Genomic DNA, 16,483 nt, shown 5'->3' with positions numbered 1-16,483 from the left:
CCTTACGGGCGTCTGACGCCCGTAAGGTGGCCTTAACGGCAGGTGGGAGCCTAGGAAGCGAAGCCGCCGGTGCCTGCCCAGTCGAGGGCGAAGGCAGGGACCAGGCCCAGGATCAGGGTGACCAGGACACCCAGCGTGATCGCGGTGGTGGTGAACGCGCCGGGCACGGTGACCGTCGGGCCGTCCTTGGCGGGTTCGGAGAAGTACATCAGCACGATGACCCGCAGGTAGAAGAACGCCGCGACAGCACTGAACACCAGGGCCACCACGACGAGCGGGGCCATGCCGTCCGACAGTGCCGCGGAGAAGACCACGAACTTCCCGACGAACCCGCTCGTCAACGGAATACCCGCCAGCGCCAGCAACAAGAACGTGAACACCGCGGCCAGCACCGGTGAGCGTTTCGCCAGCCCCGCCCAGGCCGAAAGATGCGTGGCCTCGCCGCTGGAATCGCGCACCAGGCTGATCACGCCGAACGCCGCCAGCGTCGTGAAACCGTAGGCCAGCAGGTAGAACAGTGTGCTCGACAGGCCCTTCTCGGTCATCGCGATCGCGCCGACGAGCAGGAAGCCGGCGTGCGCCACCGACGAATAGGCGACCATGCGCTTGACGTCGGTCTGGGTCAGGCCCAGCACCGCACCGATCGCCATCGAGATGATCGCGACCGTCCACAGCACCCCGCGCCATTCCCAGCTCGTCGAGGAGAACGCGACCGAGAGCACCCGCAGGATCCCGCCGAACGCGGCGACCTTCGTGCACGCCGCCATGAACGCGGTCACCGGGGTCGGCGCGCCCTGGTAGACGTCCGGGGTCCAGGTGTGGAACGGGCCGACCGAGCCCTTGAACAGCAGGCCGACCACGAGCAGCCCGAGCCCGGCGAACAACAGCGTGTCCGAGCGGTCCGAGCCGGCGGCGGCGTTGGCGATGTCGGCCAGCTTCACGGAGTTCGCGTAGCCGTAGAGCAGCGCGAGTCCATAAAGGAAGAACGCCGAGGAGAACGCGCCGAGCAGGAAGTACTTGACCGCCGACTCCTGCGAGAGCAGACGCCGCCGACGCGCCAGGCCGCACATCAGGTAGAGCGGCAGCGAAAGCACCTCGAGCGCGATGAACATGGTGAGCAGGTCATTGGCCGCGCAGAACGCCATCATGCCGCCGAGCGCGAACAGCGTCAGCGGGAACACCTCGGTCTGCATGCCGGTCGACCCGGCCTGCGCGCGGTCCTGCACGGTGCCCGGCCGGATTCCGGCCTGCGCGACGAAAGCGCCGCCCGGCTCGACCGAGCGGTCCGCGATGAGCAGCACCGAACCCAGGGCCAGCAACAGCAGCGTGCCCCACAGGAACAACGCGGGGCGGTCCACCGAGATGGCCTTGCTGAACGTCGTCACGCCGTTCTTCGGCGCCGACGAGCTGACGTAGATGACCAGCGAGACCCCCGCCGCGGCGATGCCCACAATGGACAGAAAGACCTGCGACGGCCAGCGCATGTGCCGCGGCAGGAACGCCTCGAACAGCACGCTCACACAGGCGACGCCGAAGATGATCAGCACCGGCAGCACGGCCGCGTAGTCGATCGACGGCGTCTGCAGCTGTTGCGGCGCCTGCGTCAGAACAATGTCGAGCACGGTTACTTGCCTCCGTTAACCGCAGACATGGTCTGCTGCACCGACGGGGTGATCGTGTCGAGCACCGGCTTGGGGTAGAAGCCCAGTCCGATGATCAGCACGACCAGCGGGGCCAGGATCGCGATCTCCCGGCCGCCGAGGTCCTTAATAGACTTTTTCGCGCCCAATTCCGGCGCGATCGCCGTACCCGGGCCGCCACCGGCGCCGAGCAGAGCATCCCCGCGCACGGGGCCGGTCATGATGCGCTGGTAGAGCCAGAGCACGTACGCCGCGGCGAGCACCATGCCGACGGTGGCGATGATCGCGTACACCGGATGATCCACAAAGGACCCCAGCAGGACGAGGAACTCGCTGACGAACGAGTTCGTGCCCGGCAGGGACAAAGTGGACAGACCGGCCAGCAGCAGCATCCCGGCCAGCAGCGGCGTCACCTTCGACATACCGCCGTAGTCCGAGATCTTCGTCGACCCGCCGCGCACCACGATCATGCCGATGACCACGATCAGCATGCCGGTGGCGAGGCTGTGGTTGAGCATGTACGACACCGACCCGGCCATCGCCTGCTCGTTGAAGGCGAAGATGCCCAGCGCGATGAAGCCGAAGTGGGCGATCGAGACGTAGGCGATGAACCGCTTCATGTCCCGCTGCCCCGCCGCGAGGATCGATCCATAAAGGACACCCGCGACGCCGAGCACGAGGACCAGTGGCGCCAGCTGTTTGCTCGCCTCCGGGAACATCGGCAGGCAGTACCGCAGGAACCCGAACGTGCCGACCTTGTCCAGCACGCCGACCAGCAGCACCGCGACGCCGATCGGGGCCTCACCCGCCGCGTCGGGCAGCCAGGTGTGGAACGGCACCAGCGGCGCCTTGATGGCGAACGCCAGGAAGAACCCGAGGAACAGCCAGATCTGCGTACCGGTCGGCGCGTCGCGGACGACCGTGACCAGCGTGGCCCAGTCGAACGTGCCCTTGCCGAGTTTGTCCGAGGCCAGCGAGTACGCCCCGATCGCCGAGGCCAGCATGATCAGGCCGCCGAGGAACGAGTACAGGAAGAACTTCACCGCCGCGTACTGCCGGTTCGCGCCGCCGTAACCGCCGATGAGGAAGTACATCGGGATCAGCATGATCTCGAACAGCACGTAGAACAGGAAGACGTCGGTCGCGGCGAACACGCCGATCGTCAGCGCCTCCTGCAGCAGGATCAGCGACAGGAACCCGCCCGCGCTGCGCCCGGCCGGGAGCTTGTCGGTGACGCCCAGCGCGCCGACCACGATCGGCACCAGCAGCGCGATCACCGCGATCATGATCAGCGAGACGCCGTCGGTGCCGAACGAGATGTGGATGCCGAAGCCGGGGATCCAGTCCATTGAGGACACCTGCTGCAGCCGAGCACCCGAAGGCGAGTAGCTCGCCCAGAACGGGATGATCAGCAGGAATTCCACAATGGACAGCGCGAGCGCGGTGCGCAGCGCGAGCCGGTCGTTGGCCTTCATCGTGGCCACGACCACCGCCCCGACGACCGGCAGCAGGATGAGTGCGAGAAGCCAAGTCATCAGGAGAACCTCACCAGCAGGAGAGCCACGAGAAGCAGGAACGTGCCGCCGAGCATGGACAGCGCGTAGGACCGGACGAACCCGGTTTGCAGCCGCCGTAGCCGTCCGGACCCGCCGCCGAGCGCGGCGGCCAGCCCGTTGACCGCGCCGTCCACACCGCGGTTGTCGACGTAGACCAGCGCGCGGGCGAGCCAGGTGCCGGGCCGGGCCACCACGGCTTCGTTGAGCGCGTTGCCGTAGAGATCCTTGCGCGCGGCCTTGGTGACGACCGAGACGCGCTCGGGGCGCTCGACCGGGACGTCGCGGCGGAAGATCAGCCAGGCGATCAGGACACCCAGCAGCGAGAGCACGACCGCCGCGACCGAGATGACCCACGCTTCGACCGGCAGGTGATGAGCCTCGACGGTTTCGCCGACCGACGGAGCGAGCCACTCGGTGAACCGGTGGCCCAGCGCGAAGAACGCGCCCGCGCCGACCGAGCCGACCGCGAGGATCGCCATCGGGACCCACATGACCGGCTTCGACTCGTGCGGGTGGAAGTCGCGGCCGTCCTCGCTCTTGAGGTCCTTCCAGCGTGCCTTGCCGTGGAAGGTCATCACCATCAGGCGCGTCATGTAGAACGCGGTGAGCCCGGCGCCGAGCAGCGCCGCGCCGCCCATCACCCAGCCGCGCCAGCCACCCTGGCCGAGCGCCGCCTCGATGATCGCGTCCTTGGTGAAGAAGCCCGACAGCGGCGGGATGCCGATCAGCGCGAGGTAGCCGAGGCCGAAGGTCGCGTAGGTGATCGGCATCTTCTTCGCCAGGCCACCGAACTTGCGCATGTCGACTTCGTCGTTCATGGCGTGCATGACCGAACCGGCACCGAGGAACAGCCCGGCCTTGAAGAAGCCGTGCGCGACCAGGTGCATGATGCCCAGCGCGTACGCCACCGGGCCGAGGCCGACCGCCAGCATCATGTAACCGATCTGGCTGACCGTCGAATACGCGAGGACTTTCTTGATGTCGTCGTAGGCACAGCCGACGATGCATCCGATCAGCAGCGTCACCGTGCCGACGAGGGTGACGATGAGCCGTCCGTCCTCGGTGGCGTTGAAGATGACGTTCGAGCGGGCCACCAGGTAGACCCCGGCGGTGACCATGGTTGCCGCGTGGATCAGGGCCGACACCGGGGTCGGGCCCTCCATCGCGTCGGGAAGCCAGGCCTGCAACGGGAACTGGCCGGACTTACCGCAGGCCCCGAGCAGCAGCAGGATCGCCATCGCGGTGATCGCCGCCGGCGGGAACTTGCCCGCGCTCACCGCGTCGAAGACCTGCGCGTAGCCGGTGGAGCCCGAGTACTTGAACATGATGAAGATCGCCAGCGCGAGCCCGACGTCCCCGACGCGGTTCATCAGGAACGCCTTCTTCGCCGCGGTCGCAGCGGAGTTGCGGCCCTGGTACCAGCCGATGAGCAGGTAGGACGCGAGGCCGACGCCTTCCCAGCCGAGGTACAGCGTCACGAAGCTGTTGCCCAGCACCAGAACCAGCATCGAGGCGACGAAGAGATTCAGGTACGCGAAGAAGCGGTACCGGCCTTCGTCGGACTCCATGTAGCCGATCGAGTAGAAGTGGATCAGCATGCCGACGCCGGTGATGAGCAGCACGAACGTCAGCGACAGCGCGTCGACGCGCAGTCCGAAGTCGACCTGCAACGCGGACACCGGGATCCACGAGAACAGCTTGGTGTCCACAGTGGATTTGGTGTCGGCGGCGAAGAACAGGATGACGCCGTAGACGAAGGCGAGCGTGACGGTGGCACAGCCGAGCAGATGCCCCCACGCCTTCGCGCGCTTGCCCGCCAGCAGCAGGATCAGCGCGCCGAGGGCGGGAAAGGCCACCAGCAGCCACGATGATGCGGTCACTCGGTGTCTCCCTTAGTACTTCAGCAGGTTGGTGTCGTCGACCGAGGCCGAGCGGCGGGTGCGGAAGATCGCCATGATGATCGCCAGCCCCACCACGACCTCCGCGGCGGCCACGACCATCACGAAGAACGCCATCACCTGGCCGTCGAGCCCGCCGTTGATGCGGGCAAAGGTGACCAGGGTGAGGTTCACCGAGTTCAGCATCAGCTCGATGCACATGAACACGACGATCGCGTTGCGCCGCACCAGGACGCCGACCGCGCCGATGGCGAACAGCAGCGCCGAGAGCAGCAGGTAGTAGGTCGGAGTCACTTCTTCTCCTCCCCCTCAGTTCCTTCGGACACAGTGGCCGCTGTCTCGGCGGACTCGGCCCCGACGAGCGCGTGCGCGTCGGCCTTCGGCTCCGTGTCGGCGACCTGCTTGCGCTCCTCGTTCAGCTGGACCGCCGAGGTCGACTCGATCAGCGCCGAGAGCGACTCGGGGGCGACCGAGCCGTCGGGCAGCAGCGCCGGGGTGGCCACCGAGTTGGCGGTGGCGAAGACGCCGGGGCCGGGCAGCGGCGACGGGCGGTCGTGCTCGCCGCGGAACCGGTCGATGACCAGTTCGCGCTGCGACTTCTTGGCGCCCTTGCGGTGCCGGTCGGTGAAGGCCAGCACCATCGCGCCCATCGCGGCGGTGATCAGCAGCGCCGAGGTCAGTTCGAACGGGAACAGGTACTGGGTGAAGATCAGCCGCCCGAGGCCGCCCGCACCGCCGCCGTTCGGGCTGTACGGGTCGAGCGGGGCGGCCGGGGTGACGTTCACGAGCGAGCGGAACAGGCCCGCGGCGATCAGCCCGGCGAGCCCGATACCGAGCAGGCCGGCCATGAGTCGTTGCCCGCGCAGGACTTCGACCACCGAGTCGGAGCTTTCCCTGCCGACCATCATCAGCACGAACAGGAACAGCATCATGATCGCGCCGGTGTAGACGATGATCTGGGTGAAGCCCAGGAACGGCGCCGACTGGAGCATGTACAGCGCGCCCAGCGAAAGCATCGTCAGCACCAGCCACAGCGCCGAGTGCACGGCGTTGCGGGAGAAGATCATGCCGAGCGCGCCGAGCAGGCAGACCGGGCCGAGGATCCAGAACGCGATGGCCTCACCGGTGGACACCGAGGCGTTGACCGCGGGCGCCTGCGCGAGGAATGCGGCGATCACTTGACCGTCTCCCCTCGGGCCAGCTCCGGACCGTTGACGTAGTAGTCCTGCTCGTTGTCCCCGAGACGCATCGGGTGCGGCGGCTGCTCCATGCCGGGCAGCAGCGGCGCGAGGAGATCTTCCTTGGTGTAGATGAGGCGCTGCCGGTCGTCGTCGGCCAGCTCGTAGAAGTTGATCATCGTCAGGGACCGGGTCGGGCAGGCCTCGACGCACAGCCCGCAGCCGATGCAGCGCAGGTAGTTGATCTGGTAGTCCGCGCCGTAGCGTTCCCCTGGCGAGTACCGCGCTTCCTCGGTGTTGTTCCCGCCCTCGACGAAGATCGCGTCCGCCGGGCAGGCCCACGCGCACAGCTCGCAGCCGACGCACTTCTCCAGCCCGTCCGGATGCCGGTTGAGCTGGTGCCGCCCGTGGTAGCGCGGCGCCGCGGGGGCACCGGCCTCGGGATATTCCTCGGTGGCGACCTTCTTGAACATCATGCCGAAGGTGACGCCGAAGCCCTTGATCGGATCAAACATCCCCATCGCCGGCCTCCCTTCCGGTGGATACGGCGGCGGGCTTGCGCTTGGCCGCCCTCGCCTCGGCCTTGGCCAGTGCCTTCTGGCGCGGGGTGCTCTCGGGGACCTTCAGGTCCAGCGGCGGCAGCGGGTGCCCGCCGCCGGTGATCGGCACGTAGTCCTCGTCCGGGACCTTCTTGTCCGGCAGCAGCAGGCTCAGCAGCACGATCAGGACGAGGACCACGCCCGTGCCGATGAGGATCTGCGGGGTGGAAAGGCCGCCGTTGTTCTTGACCGCGCGGAACGCGGCGATGACGACGATCCAGACCAGGTTGGCCGGGACGAGGACCTTCCAGCCCAGCCGCATGAACTGGTCGTAGCGCAGCCGGGGCAGCGTGCCGCGCAGCCAGATGAATCCGAACAGCAGCACGAACGTCTTCGCGAAGAACCAGAGCAGCGGCCACCAGTTCTGGTTCAGCGGCGAGTCGGCGCCGACGAACGGGAACTTCCAGCCGCCGAGGAACAACGTCGTCGCGAACGCCGAGACGATGACCATGTTGACGTACTCGGCGAGGAAGAACATCGCGAACTTCATCGAGCTGTACTCGGTGTGGAACCCGCCGACCAGCTCGGATTCGGCCTCCGGGAGGTCGAACGGCGCGCGGTTGGTCTCACCGACCATCGAGATCGCGTAGATCACGAAACTCGGCAGCAGCAGGTAGAAGTACCAGCCGCTTTGCTGCGCCTCGACGATTCCCGACGTCGAAAGTGTTCCCGAGTAGAGGATGACGGCCACAATGGACAGTCCCATCGCGATCTCGTACGAGATCACCTGCGCGGCACTGCGGAGGCCGCCGAGCAGCGGGTACGGCGAGCCGGAGGACCAGCCCGCCAGCACGATGCCGTACACGCCGATCGAGGAGCAGGCGAGGATCACCAGCACGCCGACCGGGAGATCGACCAGCTGGAGCACGGTGCGCTCGCCGAAGATCGAGACCACCGGGCCGAACGGGATCGCCGCCAGCGCGATCAGCGCGGGCACCGCGGAGATCACCGGCGCGAGGAAGTACACCTTGCGGTCGGCGGTGTCCGGGATGACCTGCTCCTTGAACGGGAGCTTGATCGCGTCCGCGAGGGACTGCAGGTAGCCGCCGGGGCCGACGCGGTTGGGGCCGGGCCGGTTCTGCATCCGGCCGACCGCCTTGCGCTCCCAGACGATCAGGAAGATCGTCAGGATCGGGCCGATCAGCAGGATGACGACGGCCTTGATGAGGATCAGCCACCACGGGTCGTCGGCCAGCAGCGCCGCCCGTTCGGCCGCGCTCGGGATGCCGCCCACCGCGGTGTCCGCGTGGGTGAGGATCGCGCTCACTGCTCACCTCCGGTGATGCTGACGACCGCGCCGTGGCCCGCGCCGAGGGTGGCGCGGACGGCGGAGCCGTCGGAGTTGCCCGGGAGCCACACGACGCCGTCGGGCAGGTCCGCGACCTCGACCGGCAGCGTGATCGCGCCGCGTTCGGTGCTCACCTTGACGACCTTGCCGAGCCCCTCGGCGGTCTTGGCCGACAGCCGTGCCACCGGCTTGCGCTGGGTGCCCTTGAGGTGTGGTTCGTCGTCCTGGAGCGAGCCGTTGTCGATCAGCTGCCGCCAGGTCGCGAGCACCGCCTTCCCGTCCCCTGCCTGCGGCGCCGTGAAGGCCTCCTTCACAGCGCTCAGGTCTGTGAAGGAGGCCTTCACGGAACGCTGGAGCCTGGTGAAGTCGGCGTAGGAGGCGGCGGGGGTTTGGGTGAAGATGTCGGCGTCCATCTCGACGGCGAGGGTGTCGAGGACGCGACAGTCGGGCAGGGCACCGGTGCCTTCGAGCGTGACGTCGAACTCGCGGCGGCGGCCCTCCCAGTTGAGGTAGCTGCCCGCCTTCTCGACCGCCGGGGCGATCGGGAGGACGACGTCGGCGCGTTCGGTGACCGCGCTCGGCCGCAGCTCCAGGCTCACCACGAACCCGGCGTTGTCCAGCGCGCGGCGCGCGAGGTCCGGGTCGGGCAGGTCATCCGGGTCGACGCCACCGACGAGCAGGCCGTCGAGCTGCTGTCCCGAAGCGGCCTGGAGGATGCCGGTGGTGTCGCGGCCCGCCTCCGCGGGAATCGTGACGCCCCAAGCCTTTTCGACCTCGGCGCGAGCGTCGGCGTCGGTGACGGGACGGCCGCCCGGCAGCAGCGTCGGCACCGCGCCCGCCTCCAGCGCGCCGCGTTCGCCCGCCCGGCGCGGGATCCACGCCAGCCGCGCGCCGGTGCGCTCGGAAAGCCGGTGCAGCGCCGAGAACAGGCCAGGCACCTCGGCGGCGCGCTCGCCGACGAGCACGACAGCGCCGTCACCCGCCAAGGCCTCGTCGAGGTCCGCGGCGTGGGCGGCGATGCCGTCGATCGCGGCGGCCTCACCGCCGGGCACGCAGGCCAGCAGTTCACCGAAGGTCTTGCGCACCGACGACGTCGTCCACTGTCCCAAGTGGACGACCCGGGTGCGGTTCTTGCGGGCCGCCTTGCGCAGCCGCAGGAACACGATCGGCGCCTCGTCCTCGGGCTCGAACGCGACGCACAGCACCGTGCGGGCCCGCTCGATCTCGCCGAACGTCACGCCGGTCTCGGGTGTCGTCCCGACCACCGACGCCGTCAGGAAGGCCAGCTCCTCGGCCGAGTGCGCCCGCGCGCGGAAGTCGATGTCGTTGGTGCGCAAGGCGATCCGGGCGAACTTCGAGTACGCGTAGGCGTCTTCGACGGTCAGCCGTCCACCGGCCAGGACACCGACGCCCTTGCCGTCACGGGCCTTGCTCAGGCCCTCGGCGGCGGCACGCAGCGCGTCGGTCCAGGAAGCCTCTTCCAGCACGCCGGTCTCGCGGTTGCGGACCTGCGGACGGCGGAGGCGGTCGGCGGCCTGCGGGTACCGGAACGCGAACCGGCCCTTGTCGCAGATCCATTCCTCGTTGACCTGCGGGTCGTCACCGGCGAGCTTGCGCATCACCTTGCCGCGCCGGAAGTCGGTCCGCTCGGCGCAGCCGGACGAGCAGTGCTCGCACACGCTCGGCGCGGACACCAGGTCGAACGGCCGGGACCGGAACCGGTACGCGGCGCTGGTCAGCGCGCCGACCGGGCAGATCTGGATGACGTTGCCGGAGAAGTACGACTGGAACGGCTCGCCGCTGGTCGTCCGCGACGCGAGGTCGAGGACGTCCGCGGTTTCGGCGGTGCCGATCTGCTGGTGCGCACCGCGTTCGAGGAGTTCGATGAACGGGTCGCCGGCGATCTGCGCGGAGAAGCGGGTGCAGCGCTGGCAGAGCACGCAGCGTTCGCGGTCGAGCAGGACCTGCGAGGAGATCGGCAGCGGCTTGGGGAACGTCCGCTTCGTGTCGACGAACCGGGATTCCGGGCGGCCGTGCGCCATCGCCTGGTTCTGCAGCGGGCACTCGCCGCCCTTGTCGCAGATCGGGCAGTCCAGCGGGTGGTTGATGAGCAGGAGCTCCATCACTCCCTGCTGGGCCTTGTCCGCGACGGCCGAGGTCAGCTGCGTCTTGACGACCATGCCGTCGGCGACGGTCATGGTGCAGGACGCCTGCGGCTTCGGCATCGGGCGGCCGCCCATCTCGACCTCGACGAGGCACTGGCGGCAGGCGCCTGCCGGGTCGAGCAGCGGGTGGTCGCAGAAGCGCGGGATGACCGTGCCGAGGCGCTCGGCGGTGCGGATCAGCAGCTCACCCTTGGGCGCGATGACCTCTTCGCCGTCGATGACCAGCTTGACGTGGCCTTCGGGCACCGGAGTCTCGGTCTTGGGCTCTTCGGGTGCGATCGTCATGCCTGCCCTCCGGGAGAGCTGAAGGGGACTTTCCTTGCATGTGATGCGCTGAAGGGCGCTTTCGTCGCATCTGCTGAGACGAAAGTCCCCTTCAGCATCTTTGAAGCCGTCACGCGCCCACTCCAGCCAGTTCGGGCTTGGCCTCGTTCTTCGCCTTGTTCTGCTCACACAGCGCGAGGAACTCGTCCCGGAAGTACTTGATGCCGCTGGTGATCGGCGAGACGGCGCCGTCACCGAGCGCGCAGAAGGACCGGCCGAGGATGTTGTCGCAGACGTCGAGGAGGGTGTCGATGTCCTCGGGCGTGCCGTGGCCTTCGACCATCCGCTCCAGGATCTGCGCGAGCCAGTAGGTGCCCTCGCGGCACGGGGTGCACTTGCCGCAGGACTCGTGCTCGTAGAACTGCGTCCACTTCATCACGGCCCACGGCACGGACACCGTCTCGTTGAACACCTGGACCGCGGTGGTGCCGAGCATCGACCCGGCCTCCGCGGCGCCCTCGAAGTCCAGGGGGATGTCGAGGTGCTCGGCGGTGAACATCGGAGTCGACGAGCCGCCGGGCGTCCAGAACTTGAGCGGGACGCCGTCCTTCATGCCGCCCGCCATGTCCAGCAGCTCGCGCAGCGTCGTCCCGAGTGGACACTCGTACTGGCCGGGCCTCTCGACGTGGCCGGAGATCGAGTAGATCTTCGGACCCGGCGACTTCTCGCGGCCCATCTGCCGGAACCAGTCGGATCCGGCGTTGACGATGTACGGCGCGCTGGCGATGGTCTCGACGTTGTTGACCGTGGTCGGCGCCGCGTAGAGCCCGGCGGCCGCGGGGAACGGCGGCTTGAGCCGCGGCTGGCCGCGACGGCCCTCCAGCGAGTCGAGCAGCGCGGTTTCCTCGCCGCAGATGTACGCCCCGGCGCCCGCGTGCACGGTGATGTCGAGGTCGAAGCCGGAGTCGAGGATGTTCTTGCCGAGGTAGCCCGCTTGGTAGGCCTCGCGGACGGCCGCGTTGAGGCGGCGGATGCAGTGCAGCGCTTCCCCGCGGACGTAGATGAAGCAGTGGTGCGACCGCATCGCGTACGAGGCGATGATGCAGCCCTCGATGAGCGAGTGCGGGTCCGCCATCATCAGCGGGATGTCCTTGCAGGTCCCCGGTTCGCCCTCGTCGGCGTTGATCACCAGGTAGTGCGGCTTGTCCTCGTTGGGCGGCATGAACGACCACTTGACGCCCGCCGGGAAGCCCGCGCCGCCGCGGCCGCGCAGGCCGGAATCCTTGACCAGCTGGACGAGCTGTTCGGGCGTTCCCTTGAGCGCCTTGCGGATCGCGGTGTAGCCCTCGAGCTGTTCGTAGGTGGCCAGCCGCCAGGAGTTGGGCGACAGCCAGCGCTTCGTCAGAACCGGGGTAATGGGATCGGCCATTACTTCTTCTCCCCCTCTTTCGAAGGCACAGCAGGGAGCGGGACGTCGCTCGCGACCGGCGCCGTCCAGCCCCGCTGCTGCGCGATCTGCGCGCCCCGCAGCGTTTCCACGGCCTGGGACGGGCCGTCGACGTCGCCGTTGTAGATCGCCTCGTCCTCCGGGAAGAACCCGGCAAGCTGCAATTCGGCGCCCTTGAAGTCGGTCAGCGGCGCGCCGCGCGTCGGCGCGGGTTTCTTGCCCGCCTGCAACGCGTCCACCAGCGCGACCGCCTTGTCCGGCGTCTGGTTGTCGAAGTACTCGTAGTTGACCTGGATGACCGGGGCGAGATCGCAGGCCGCGAGGCATTCCGCGTGCTCCAGCGTGATCGAGCCCTGCTCGCCCGGTGTGCCCGCGGTTTCCTCGTGCCCCAGCGGGTTCTCCTCGGAACCCAGGTGCGTCTGGAGCTTCTTGTAGATCGCATCCCCGCCGAGCGCCGCGCACAACGTGTTGGTGCAGACGCTCACCAGATGTTCACCGCAGGGGCGGCGCTTGTACATCGTGTAGAACGTCGCGACCGCGCTGACCTCGGCGTCGGTGAGCCCGAGTTGCGTGGCGCAGAAGGAAATCCCCTCCTGGGACACGTAGCCCTGCACCGACTGCACGAGGTGCAGCATCGGCAGCAGCGCCGAACGCGACATCGGGTACCGCTCGATGAGGTTCTTCGCCTTGGCGACGATGTCGTCGCCGAAGACGTCCTCCAGCGGCGGCGTCTCGGCCAGGATGGCTTCGGCCACCTCGGGTTCCGGCGCGATGCCGACCACGTCGGTATCCGGGCCGGCGGCCATGTGGGTGGTCTCGGCCGCGTTCGGCCCGGGCTCGGGCACGGCGGTACTTGAAGTCATCGGTCCACTCCCCCCATCACGGGGTCGATCGAAGCGATGGCGGCGATCACGTCCGCCACCAGCCCGCCCTCGGCCATCGCGGGCATCGACTGCAGGTTCACGAAGCTCGGTTCGCGGATGTGGACGCGCAGCGGCCGCGTGCCGCCGTCGGAGACGAGGTGCGCGCCCAGTTCGCCGCGCGGCGACTCCACCGGCGAGTACACCTGGCCCGGCGGCACCTTGAAGCCCTCGGTGACCAGCTTGAAGTGGTGGATCAGCGATTCCATCGACTGGCCCATGATCTTGCGGACGTGCTCGAGCGAGTTGCCGAGGCCGTCGCTGCCCAGCGACAGCTGCGCGGGCCACGCGATCTTCTTGTCCTCGACCATGACCGGGCCGGGTTCGAGCATCTTGAGGGCCTGCTTGATGATCCGCAGGCTCTGGTGCATCTCCTCGACGCGGATCAGGTACCGGGCCCAGCAGTCCGCGTCGGTCGAGGTCGGGATGTCGAACTCGAACTCGTCGTAGCGGGAGTACGGCTCGGTCTTGCGCAGGTCCCACGGCAGCCCGGCCGAGCGCAGCACCGGGCCGGTGACGCCGAGCGCGAGGCAGGCGTCCACCGGGAGGTAGCCGACGCCCTTGAGCCGGTTGCGCCAGATCGGCTGACCGGTGAAGAGCTTGTCGTACAAGGGAAGGCGCTTGTCCATCGTCTTGACGAACTCGGTGACCTTCTCGTGGTAGTCCTCGGGCATGTCCTGCGCGAGGCCGCCGGGGCGGATGAACGCGTGGTTCATCCGCAGGCCCGTCAGGTGCTCCAGCAGGTGCAGCACCTCTTCGCGCTCGCGGAACCCGAGCGTCATCGCGGTGGTGGCGCCCAGCTCCATGCCGCCGGTGGCGATGTAGACCAGGTGCGAGCCGATGCGGTTGATCTCCAGCAGCATGACGCGCAGCAGCTCCGCGCGCGGCGGGGCCTTGATGCCGAGGAGCTTCTCGACGCCGAGGCAGTACGCCATTTCCGTGGAGAGCGGCGCGAGGTAGTCCATGCGCGTCACGAAGGTGACGCCCTGGGTCCACGTCCGGTACTCGCAGTTCTTCTCGATCCCGGTGTGCAGGTAGCCGATGACCGAGCGGAGCTGGGTGACGGTCTCGCCCTCCATCTCCAGCACGAGCCGGAGCACGCCGTGCGTCGACGGGTGCTGCGGGCCCATGTTGATGACCATGCGCTCGTCGTGCTTGGCGTCCTCGATGAGGTCGTCCCAGTCACCGCCTGACACCGTGTAGACGGGGCCTTCGGTGGTTTCGCGCGACTCGGCGTAGTCGACGTCGCCGGTGCTGTCGGAGCCTTTGGCGGTGGTGTCGGTGCCGGTGCTGACGTCGGCGATGTTCTCGGTGCTCACGAGTACGACCTCCGCTGATCGGGCGGTGGGATCTCCGCGCCCTTGTATTCCACCGGGATCCCGCCGAGCGGGTAGTCCTTGCGCTGGGGGTGGCCGTCCCAGTCGTCCGGCATGAGGATCCGGGTGAGCGCGGGGTGGCCGTCGAAGACGATCCCGAACATGTCCCAGGTCTCGCGCTCGTGCCAGTCGGCCGTCGGGTAGAGCTCGACGATCGACGGGACGTGCGGATCCTCGACGTCCATGGCGACCTCGAGCCGGATGCGGCGGCGGTAGGTCATCGATGTCAGGTGGTAGACCGCGTGCAGCCGCTGCGGGACGTCGGCGCCGTAGTCCACACCGGACACCGAGCTGCACAGCTCGAACCGCAGCCCCGCGTCGTCGCGCAGGGTCCGGACGACGCCGACCAGGTGCTCGCGGTCGACGTAGAAGGTGATCTCGCCGCGGTCGACCGTGGTCTGGAGGATCGCCTCGGCCGGGATCTTGTTGTCCGCCAAGGCGGCGTAGAACTCGTCGGCGAACTCGTCGAACCAGCCGCCGTACGGGCGTTCGGCCGGGGGCGGGCTGTACGCCGGGAGCCGGACGCCGCCGTAGCCGGAGGTGTCGCCGGTGCCGGAGACGCCGAACATGCCCTGGCGTTCACGGCCGGCGACGACGGGCTCGGCCGGGCGTGTGCCGCGGGGTTCGAGCCCGCCTTCGGGGCGTTCGGCCGACGACTGCTCGCCGCCTGGTTCTGGTTTGTTTTCAGGCACTTCGATCACTTCTTCGCGTACTTGACCGACGAGGGCACGAGTTCGGTGCGGGCGCCGCTGGCCGCGCGGATCGCGGCGCGGCGCGCGTTGATCGGCTCGTCCTGGATCTTGGCGTGCAGCTTGAGGATCGCGTCGAGCAGCATTTCCGGGCGCGGCGGGCAGCCGGGCAGGTACATGTCGACCGGCACGATGTGGTCGACGCCCTGCACGACGGCGTAGTTGTTGAACATGCCGCCGGAGGAGGCGCAGACGCCCATCGCGAGCACCCAGCGCGGCTCGGCCATCTGGTCGTAGATCTGGCGCAGGACCGGGGCCATCTTCTGCGTGACGCGGCCGGCGACGATCATCAGGTCGGCCTGACGCGGGGTGGCGCTGAAGCGTTCCATGCCGAAGCGGGCGATGTCGTAGCGGGAACCGCCCACGGTCATCATCTCGATCGCGCAGCAGGCGAGGCCGAACGTGGCGGGCCACAGGGAGTTCTTGCGTGCCCAGTTGACCAGGCCCTCGAGGCTGGCCAGCAGGATGCCGTTGGGGAGTTTCTCTTCCAGGCCCATGGTTCTAGTTCCAATCCAGGCCGCCGCGCCGCCACACGTAGGCGTACGCGAAGCCGACCGTCGCGATGAACAGCACGATCTCCACCAGGCCGAACAGGCCGAGCGCGTCCGCCGAGACCGCGAACGGGTAGAGGAAGACCATCTCGATGTCGAACAGGATGAACAGCATCGCGGTGATGTAGTAGGCCACCGGCATGCGTCCCGCGCCGACGAGCGGCTGCGGGGACGGTTCGATCCCGCACTCGTAGGCGGACAGCTTGGCCTTGTTGTAGCGGCTCGGGCCGACCAGCGGGCCGAGCAGCACCGAGAGCACCGCGAACGCGAGCGCCAGCACGAACAACAGGACCAGGGGGAGATAGACCTTGAGGCCGGGCGCCTGAGCGACCTGCTCGGTGCTCGCCTGCGTCAGCACGGGCAACATCAGCACGGGGTTTCGCCATCCTTTCCGCGCCGCTGCGGTTTGCGTGTGGTGGTACGCACGTCGCCTCGTCGGCTTTTGCCCGCACCCTAAGGGAGCTGGGTCACACCGCCGAGGGTCAGGGCACCCTTACGGCCCGTGAGGCCGTAGAGGTCTGCTTGTGAAATAGTTCACAAGCCACTGGTCGCGGATGTGAAGGGATTCACAAAGCATGGCCCGACTATAGGACGTGACTCACATTCTTGTCCCTAGGGGCTGCGGTATAAGGGTTACCTAACCCGCAGGACAAACCGGACGCCGACACTCCCGGCCGCAAAGCTGAGACCAGCGCGAAGCCCGGCGAAGATCGATTCGGGGCCCGGACAAACCGTCGCGGCCCTGTGACTTATCACACTGACCGGCCGGGCAACCATTGCTCCACCTGGGTGTCCATCGCCCCCGCCGTCCGCGTGAACGGGACCTGCCGGGCGGTGGGTATCGCCTGGGCA

Annotated in this window: 14 protein-coding genes; all 14 read right to left on the bottom strand. The window is 68.2% G+C overall.

The annotated features are described in order from the left end of the window. Positions 1 to 50 precede the first annotated feature (50 nt). Positions 51 to 1,622: an NADH-quinone oxidoreductase subunit NuoN gene (nuoN, locus tag ACFWX1_RS41455; protein WP_378395371.1), complete on the bottom strand. Its 1,572-nt coding sequence runs from the start codon at positions 1,620 to 1,622 to the stop codon at positions 51 to 53. A gap of 2 nt (positions 1,623 to 1,624) precedes the next feature. Continuing rightward, positions 1,625 to 3,175, bottom strand: coding sequence for an NADH-quinone oxidoreductase subunit M (locus tag ACFWX1_RS41450; RefSeq protein ID WP_378395370.1), 1,551 nt, complete (start codon positions 3,173 to 3,175; stop codon positions 1,625 to 1,627). Continuing rightward, complete coding sequence (nuoL, locus tag ACFWX1_RS41445; protein ID WP_378323584.1) at positions 3,175 to 5,076, bottom strand: NADH-quinone oxidoreductase subunit L; 1,902 nt, start codon at positions 5,074 to 5,076, stop codon at positions 3,175 to 3,177. Before nuoL ends, ACFWX1_RS41450 begins: the two co-directional genes overlap by 1 nt. 12 nt (positions 5,077 to 5,088) lie before the next feature. Continuing rightward, on the bottom strand, positions 5,089 to 5,388 hold the full coding sequence (nuoK, locus tag ACFWX1_RS41440; protein ID WP_345396291.1) for an NADH-quinone oxidoreductase subunit NuoK: 300 nt from the start codon (positions 5,386 to 5,388) through the stop codon (positions 5,089 to 5,091). After that, complete coding sequence (locus ACFWX1_RS41435; protein WP_378395369.1) at positions 5,385 to 6,272, bottom strand: NADH-quinone oxidoreductase subunit J; 888 nt, start codon at positions 6,270 to 6,272, stop codon at positions 5,385 to 5,387. Before ACFWX1_RS41435 ends, nuoK begins: the two co-directional genes overlap by 4 nt. Next, positions 6,269 to 6,793 carry an NADH-quinone oxidoreductase subunit NuoI gene (gene nuoI, locus ACFWX1_RS41430; RefSeq protein ID WP_378395368.1) on the bottom strand — a complete coding sequence of 175 codons (525 nt, stop codon included), beginning with the start codon at positions 6,791 to 6,793 and terminating at the stop codon, positions 6,269 to 6,271. Before nuoI ends, ACFWX1_RS41435 begins: the two co-directional genes overlap by 4 nt. Beyond that, positions 6,780 to 8,129 (bottom strand): NADH-quinone oxidoreductase subunit NuoH, encoded by a 1,350-nt coding sequence (gene nuoH, locus ACFWX1_RS41425; RefSeq protein WP_378395372.1) that lies wholly within the window; start codon positions 8,127 to 8,129, stop codon positions 6,780 to 6,782. Before nuoH ends, nuoI begins: the two co-directional genes overlap by 14 nt. 5 nt (positions 8,130 to 8,134) lie before the next feature. Continuing rightward, positions 8,135 to 10,609: an NADH-quinone oxidoreductase subunit G gene (locus ACFWX1_RS41420; protein WP_378395367.1), complete on the bottom strand. Its 2,475-nt coding sequence runs from the start codon at positions 10,607 to 10,609 to the stop codon at positions 8,135 to 8,137. 109 nt (positions 10,610 to 10,718) lie between these two features. Beyond that, the gene (nuoF, locus tag ACFWX1_RS41415; RefSeq protein ID WP_378395365.1) at positions 10,719 to 12,017 is read right to left on the bottom strand and encodes an NADH-quinone oxidoreductase subunit NuoF; all 1,299 of its coding nucleotides are present in this window, start codon (positions 12,015 to 12,017) and stop codon (positions 10,719 to 10,721) included. Next, positions 12,017 to 12,898, bottom strand: coding sequence for an NADH-quinone oxidoreductase subunit NuoE (nuoE, locus tag ACFWX1_RS41410; protein WP_378395364.1), 882 nt, complete (start codon positions 12,896 to 12,898; stop codon positions 12,017 to 12,019). Before nuoE ends, nuoF begins: the two co-directional genes overlap by 1 nt. Continuing rightward, positions 12,895 to 14,274: an NADH-quinone oxidoreductase subunit D gene (locus ACFWX1_RS41405; protein WP_378395363.1), complete on the bottom strand. Its 1,380-nt coding sequence runs from the start codon at positions 14,272 to 14,274 to the stop codon at positions 12,895 to 12,897. The genes nuoE and ACFWX1_RS41405 overlap by 4 nt, the downstream gene beginning before the upstream one ends. After that, a complete protein-coding gene (locus tag ACFWX1_RS41400) occupies positions 14,271 to 15,023 on the bottom strand; it encodes an NADH-quinone oxidoreductase subunit C (protein WP_378395362.1) in 753 nt (250 codons plus the stop codon). Before ACFWX1_RS41400 ends, ACFWX1_RS41405 begins: the two co-directional genes overlap by 4 nt. A 5-nt stretch (positions 15,024 to 15,028) precedes the next feature. Then, positions 15,029 to 15,577 (bottom strand): NuoB/complex I 20 kDa subunit family protein, encoded by a 549-nt coding sequence (locus ACFWX1_RS41395; protein WP_378395361.1) that lies wholly within the window; start codon positions 15,575 to 15,577, stop codon positions 15,029 to 15,031. A 4-nt stretch (positions 15,578 to 15,581) separates the two neighbouring features. Next, the gene (locus tag ACFWX1_RS41390) at positions 15,582 to 15,998 is read right to left on the bottom strand and encodes an NADH-quinone oxidoreductase subunit A (RefSeq protein WP_378323727.1); all 417 of its coding nucleotides are present in this window, start codon (positions 15,996 to 15,998) and stop codon (positions 15,582 to 15,584) included. Positions 15,999 to 16,483: the final 485 nt, after the last annotated feature.

It is taken from the genome of Amycolatopsis sp. NPDC059021, assembly GCF_042739895.1.
Classification (GTDB): Bacteria; Actinomycetota; Actinomycetes; order Mycobacteriales; family Pseudonocardiaceae; genus Amycolatopsis.
This window is presented reverse-complemented; position numbering and strand designations above follow the sequence as displayed.

Coding starts and splice junctions, on each gene's coding strand:
- nuoF (WP_378395365.1), bottom strand. CDS start 12,017: ATGGCCGATCCCATTACCCCGGTTCTGACGAAGCGCTGGCTGTCGCCC.
- ACFWX1_RS41450 (WP_378395370.1), bottom strand. CDS start 3,175: ATGACTTGGCTTCTCGCACTCATCCTGCTGCCGGTCGTCGGGGCGGTG.
- nuoI (WP_378395368.1), bottom strand. CDS start 6,793: ATGGGGATGTTTGATCCGATCAAGGGCTTCGGCGTCACCTTCGGCATG.
- ACFWX1_RS41395 (WP_378395361.1), bottom strand. CDS start 15,577: ATGGGCCTGGAAGAGAAACTCCCCAACGGCATCCTGCTGGCCAGCCTC.
- nuoE (WP_378395364.1), bottom strand. CDS start 12,898: ATGACTTCAAGTACCGCCGTGCCCGAGCCCGGGCCGAACGCGGCCGAG.
- ACFWX1_RS41390 (WP_378323727.1), bottom strand. CDS start 15,998: ATGTTGCCCGTGCTGACGCAGGCGAGCACCGAGCAGGTCGCTCAGGCG.
- ACFWX1_RS41420 (WP_378395367.1), bottom strand. CDS start 10,609: ATGACGATCGCACCCGAAGAGCCCAAGACCGAGACTCCGGTGCCCGAA.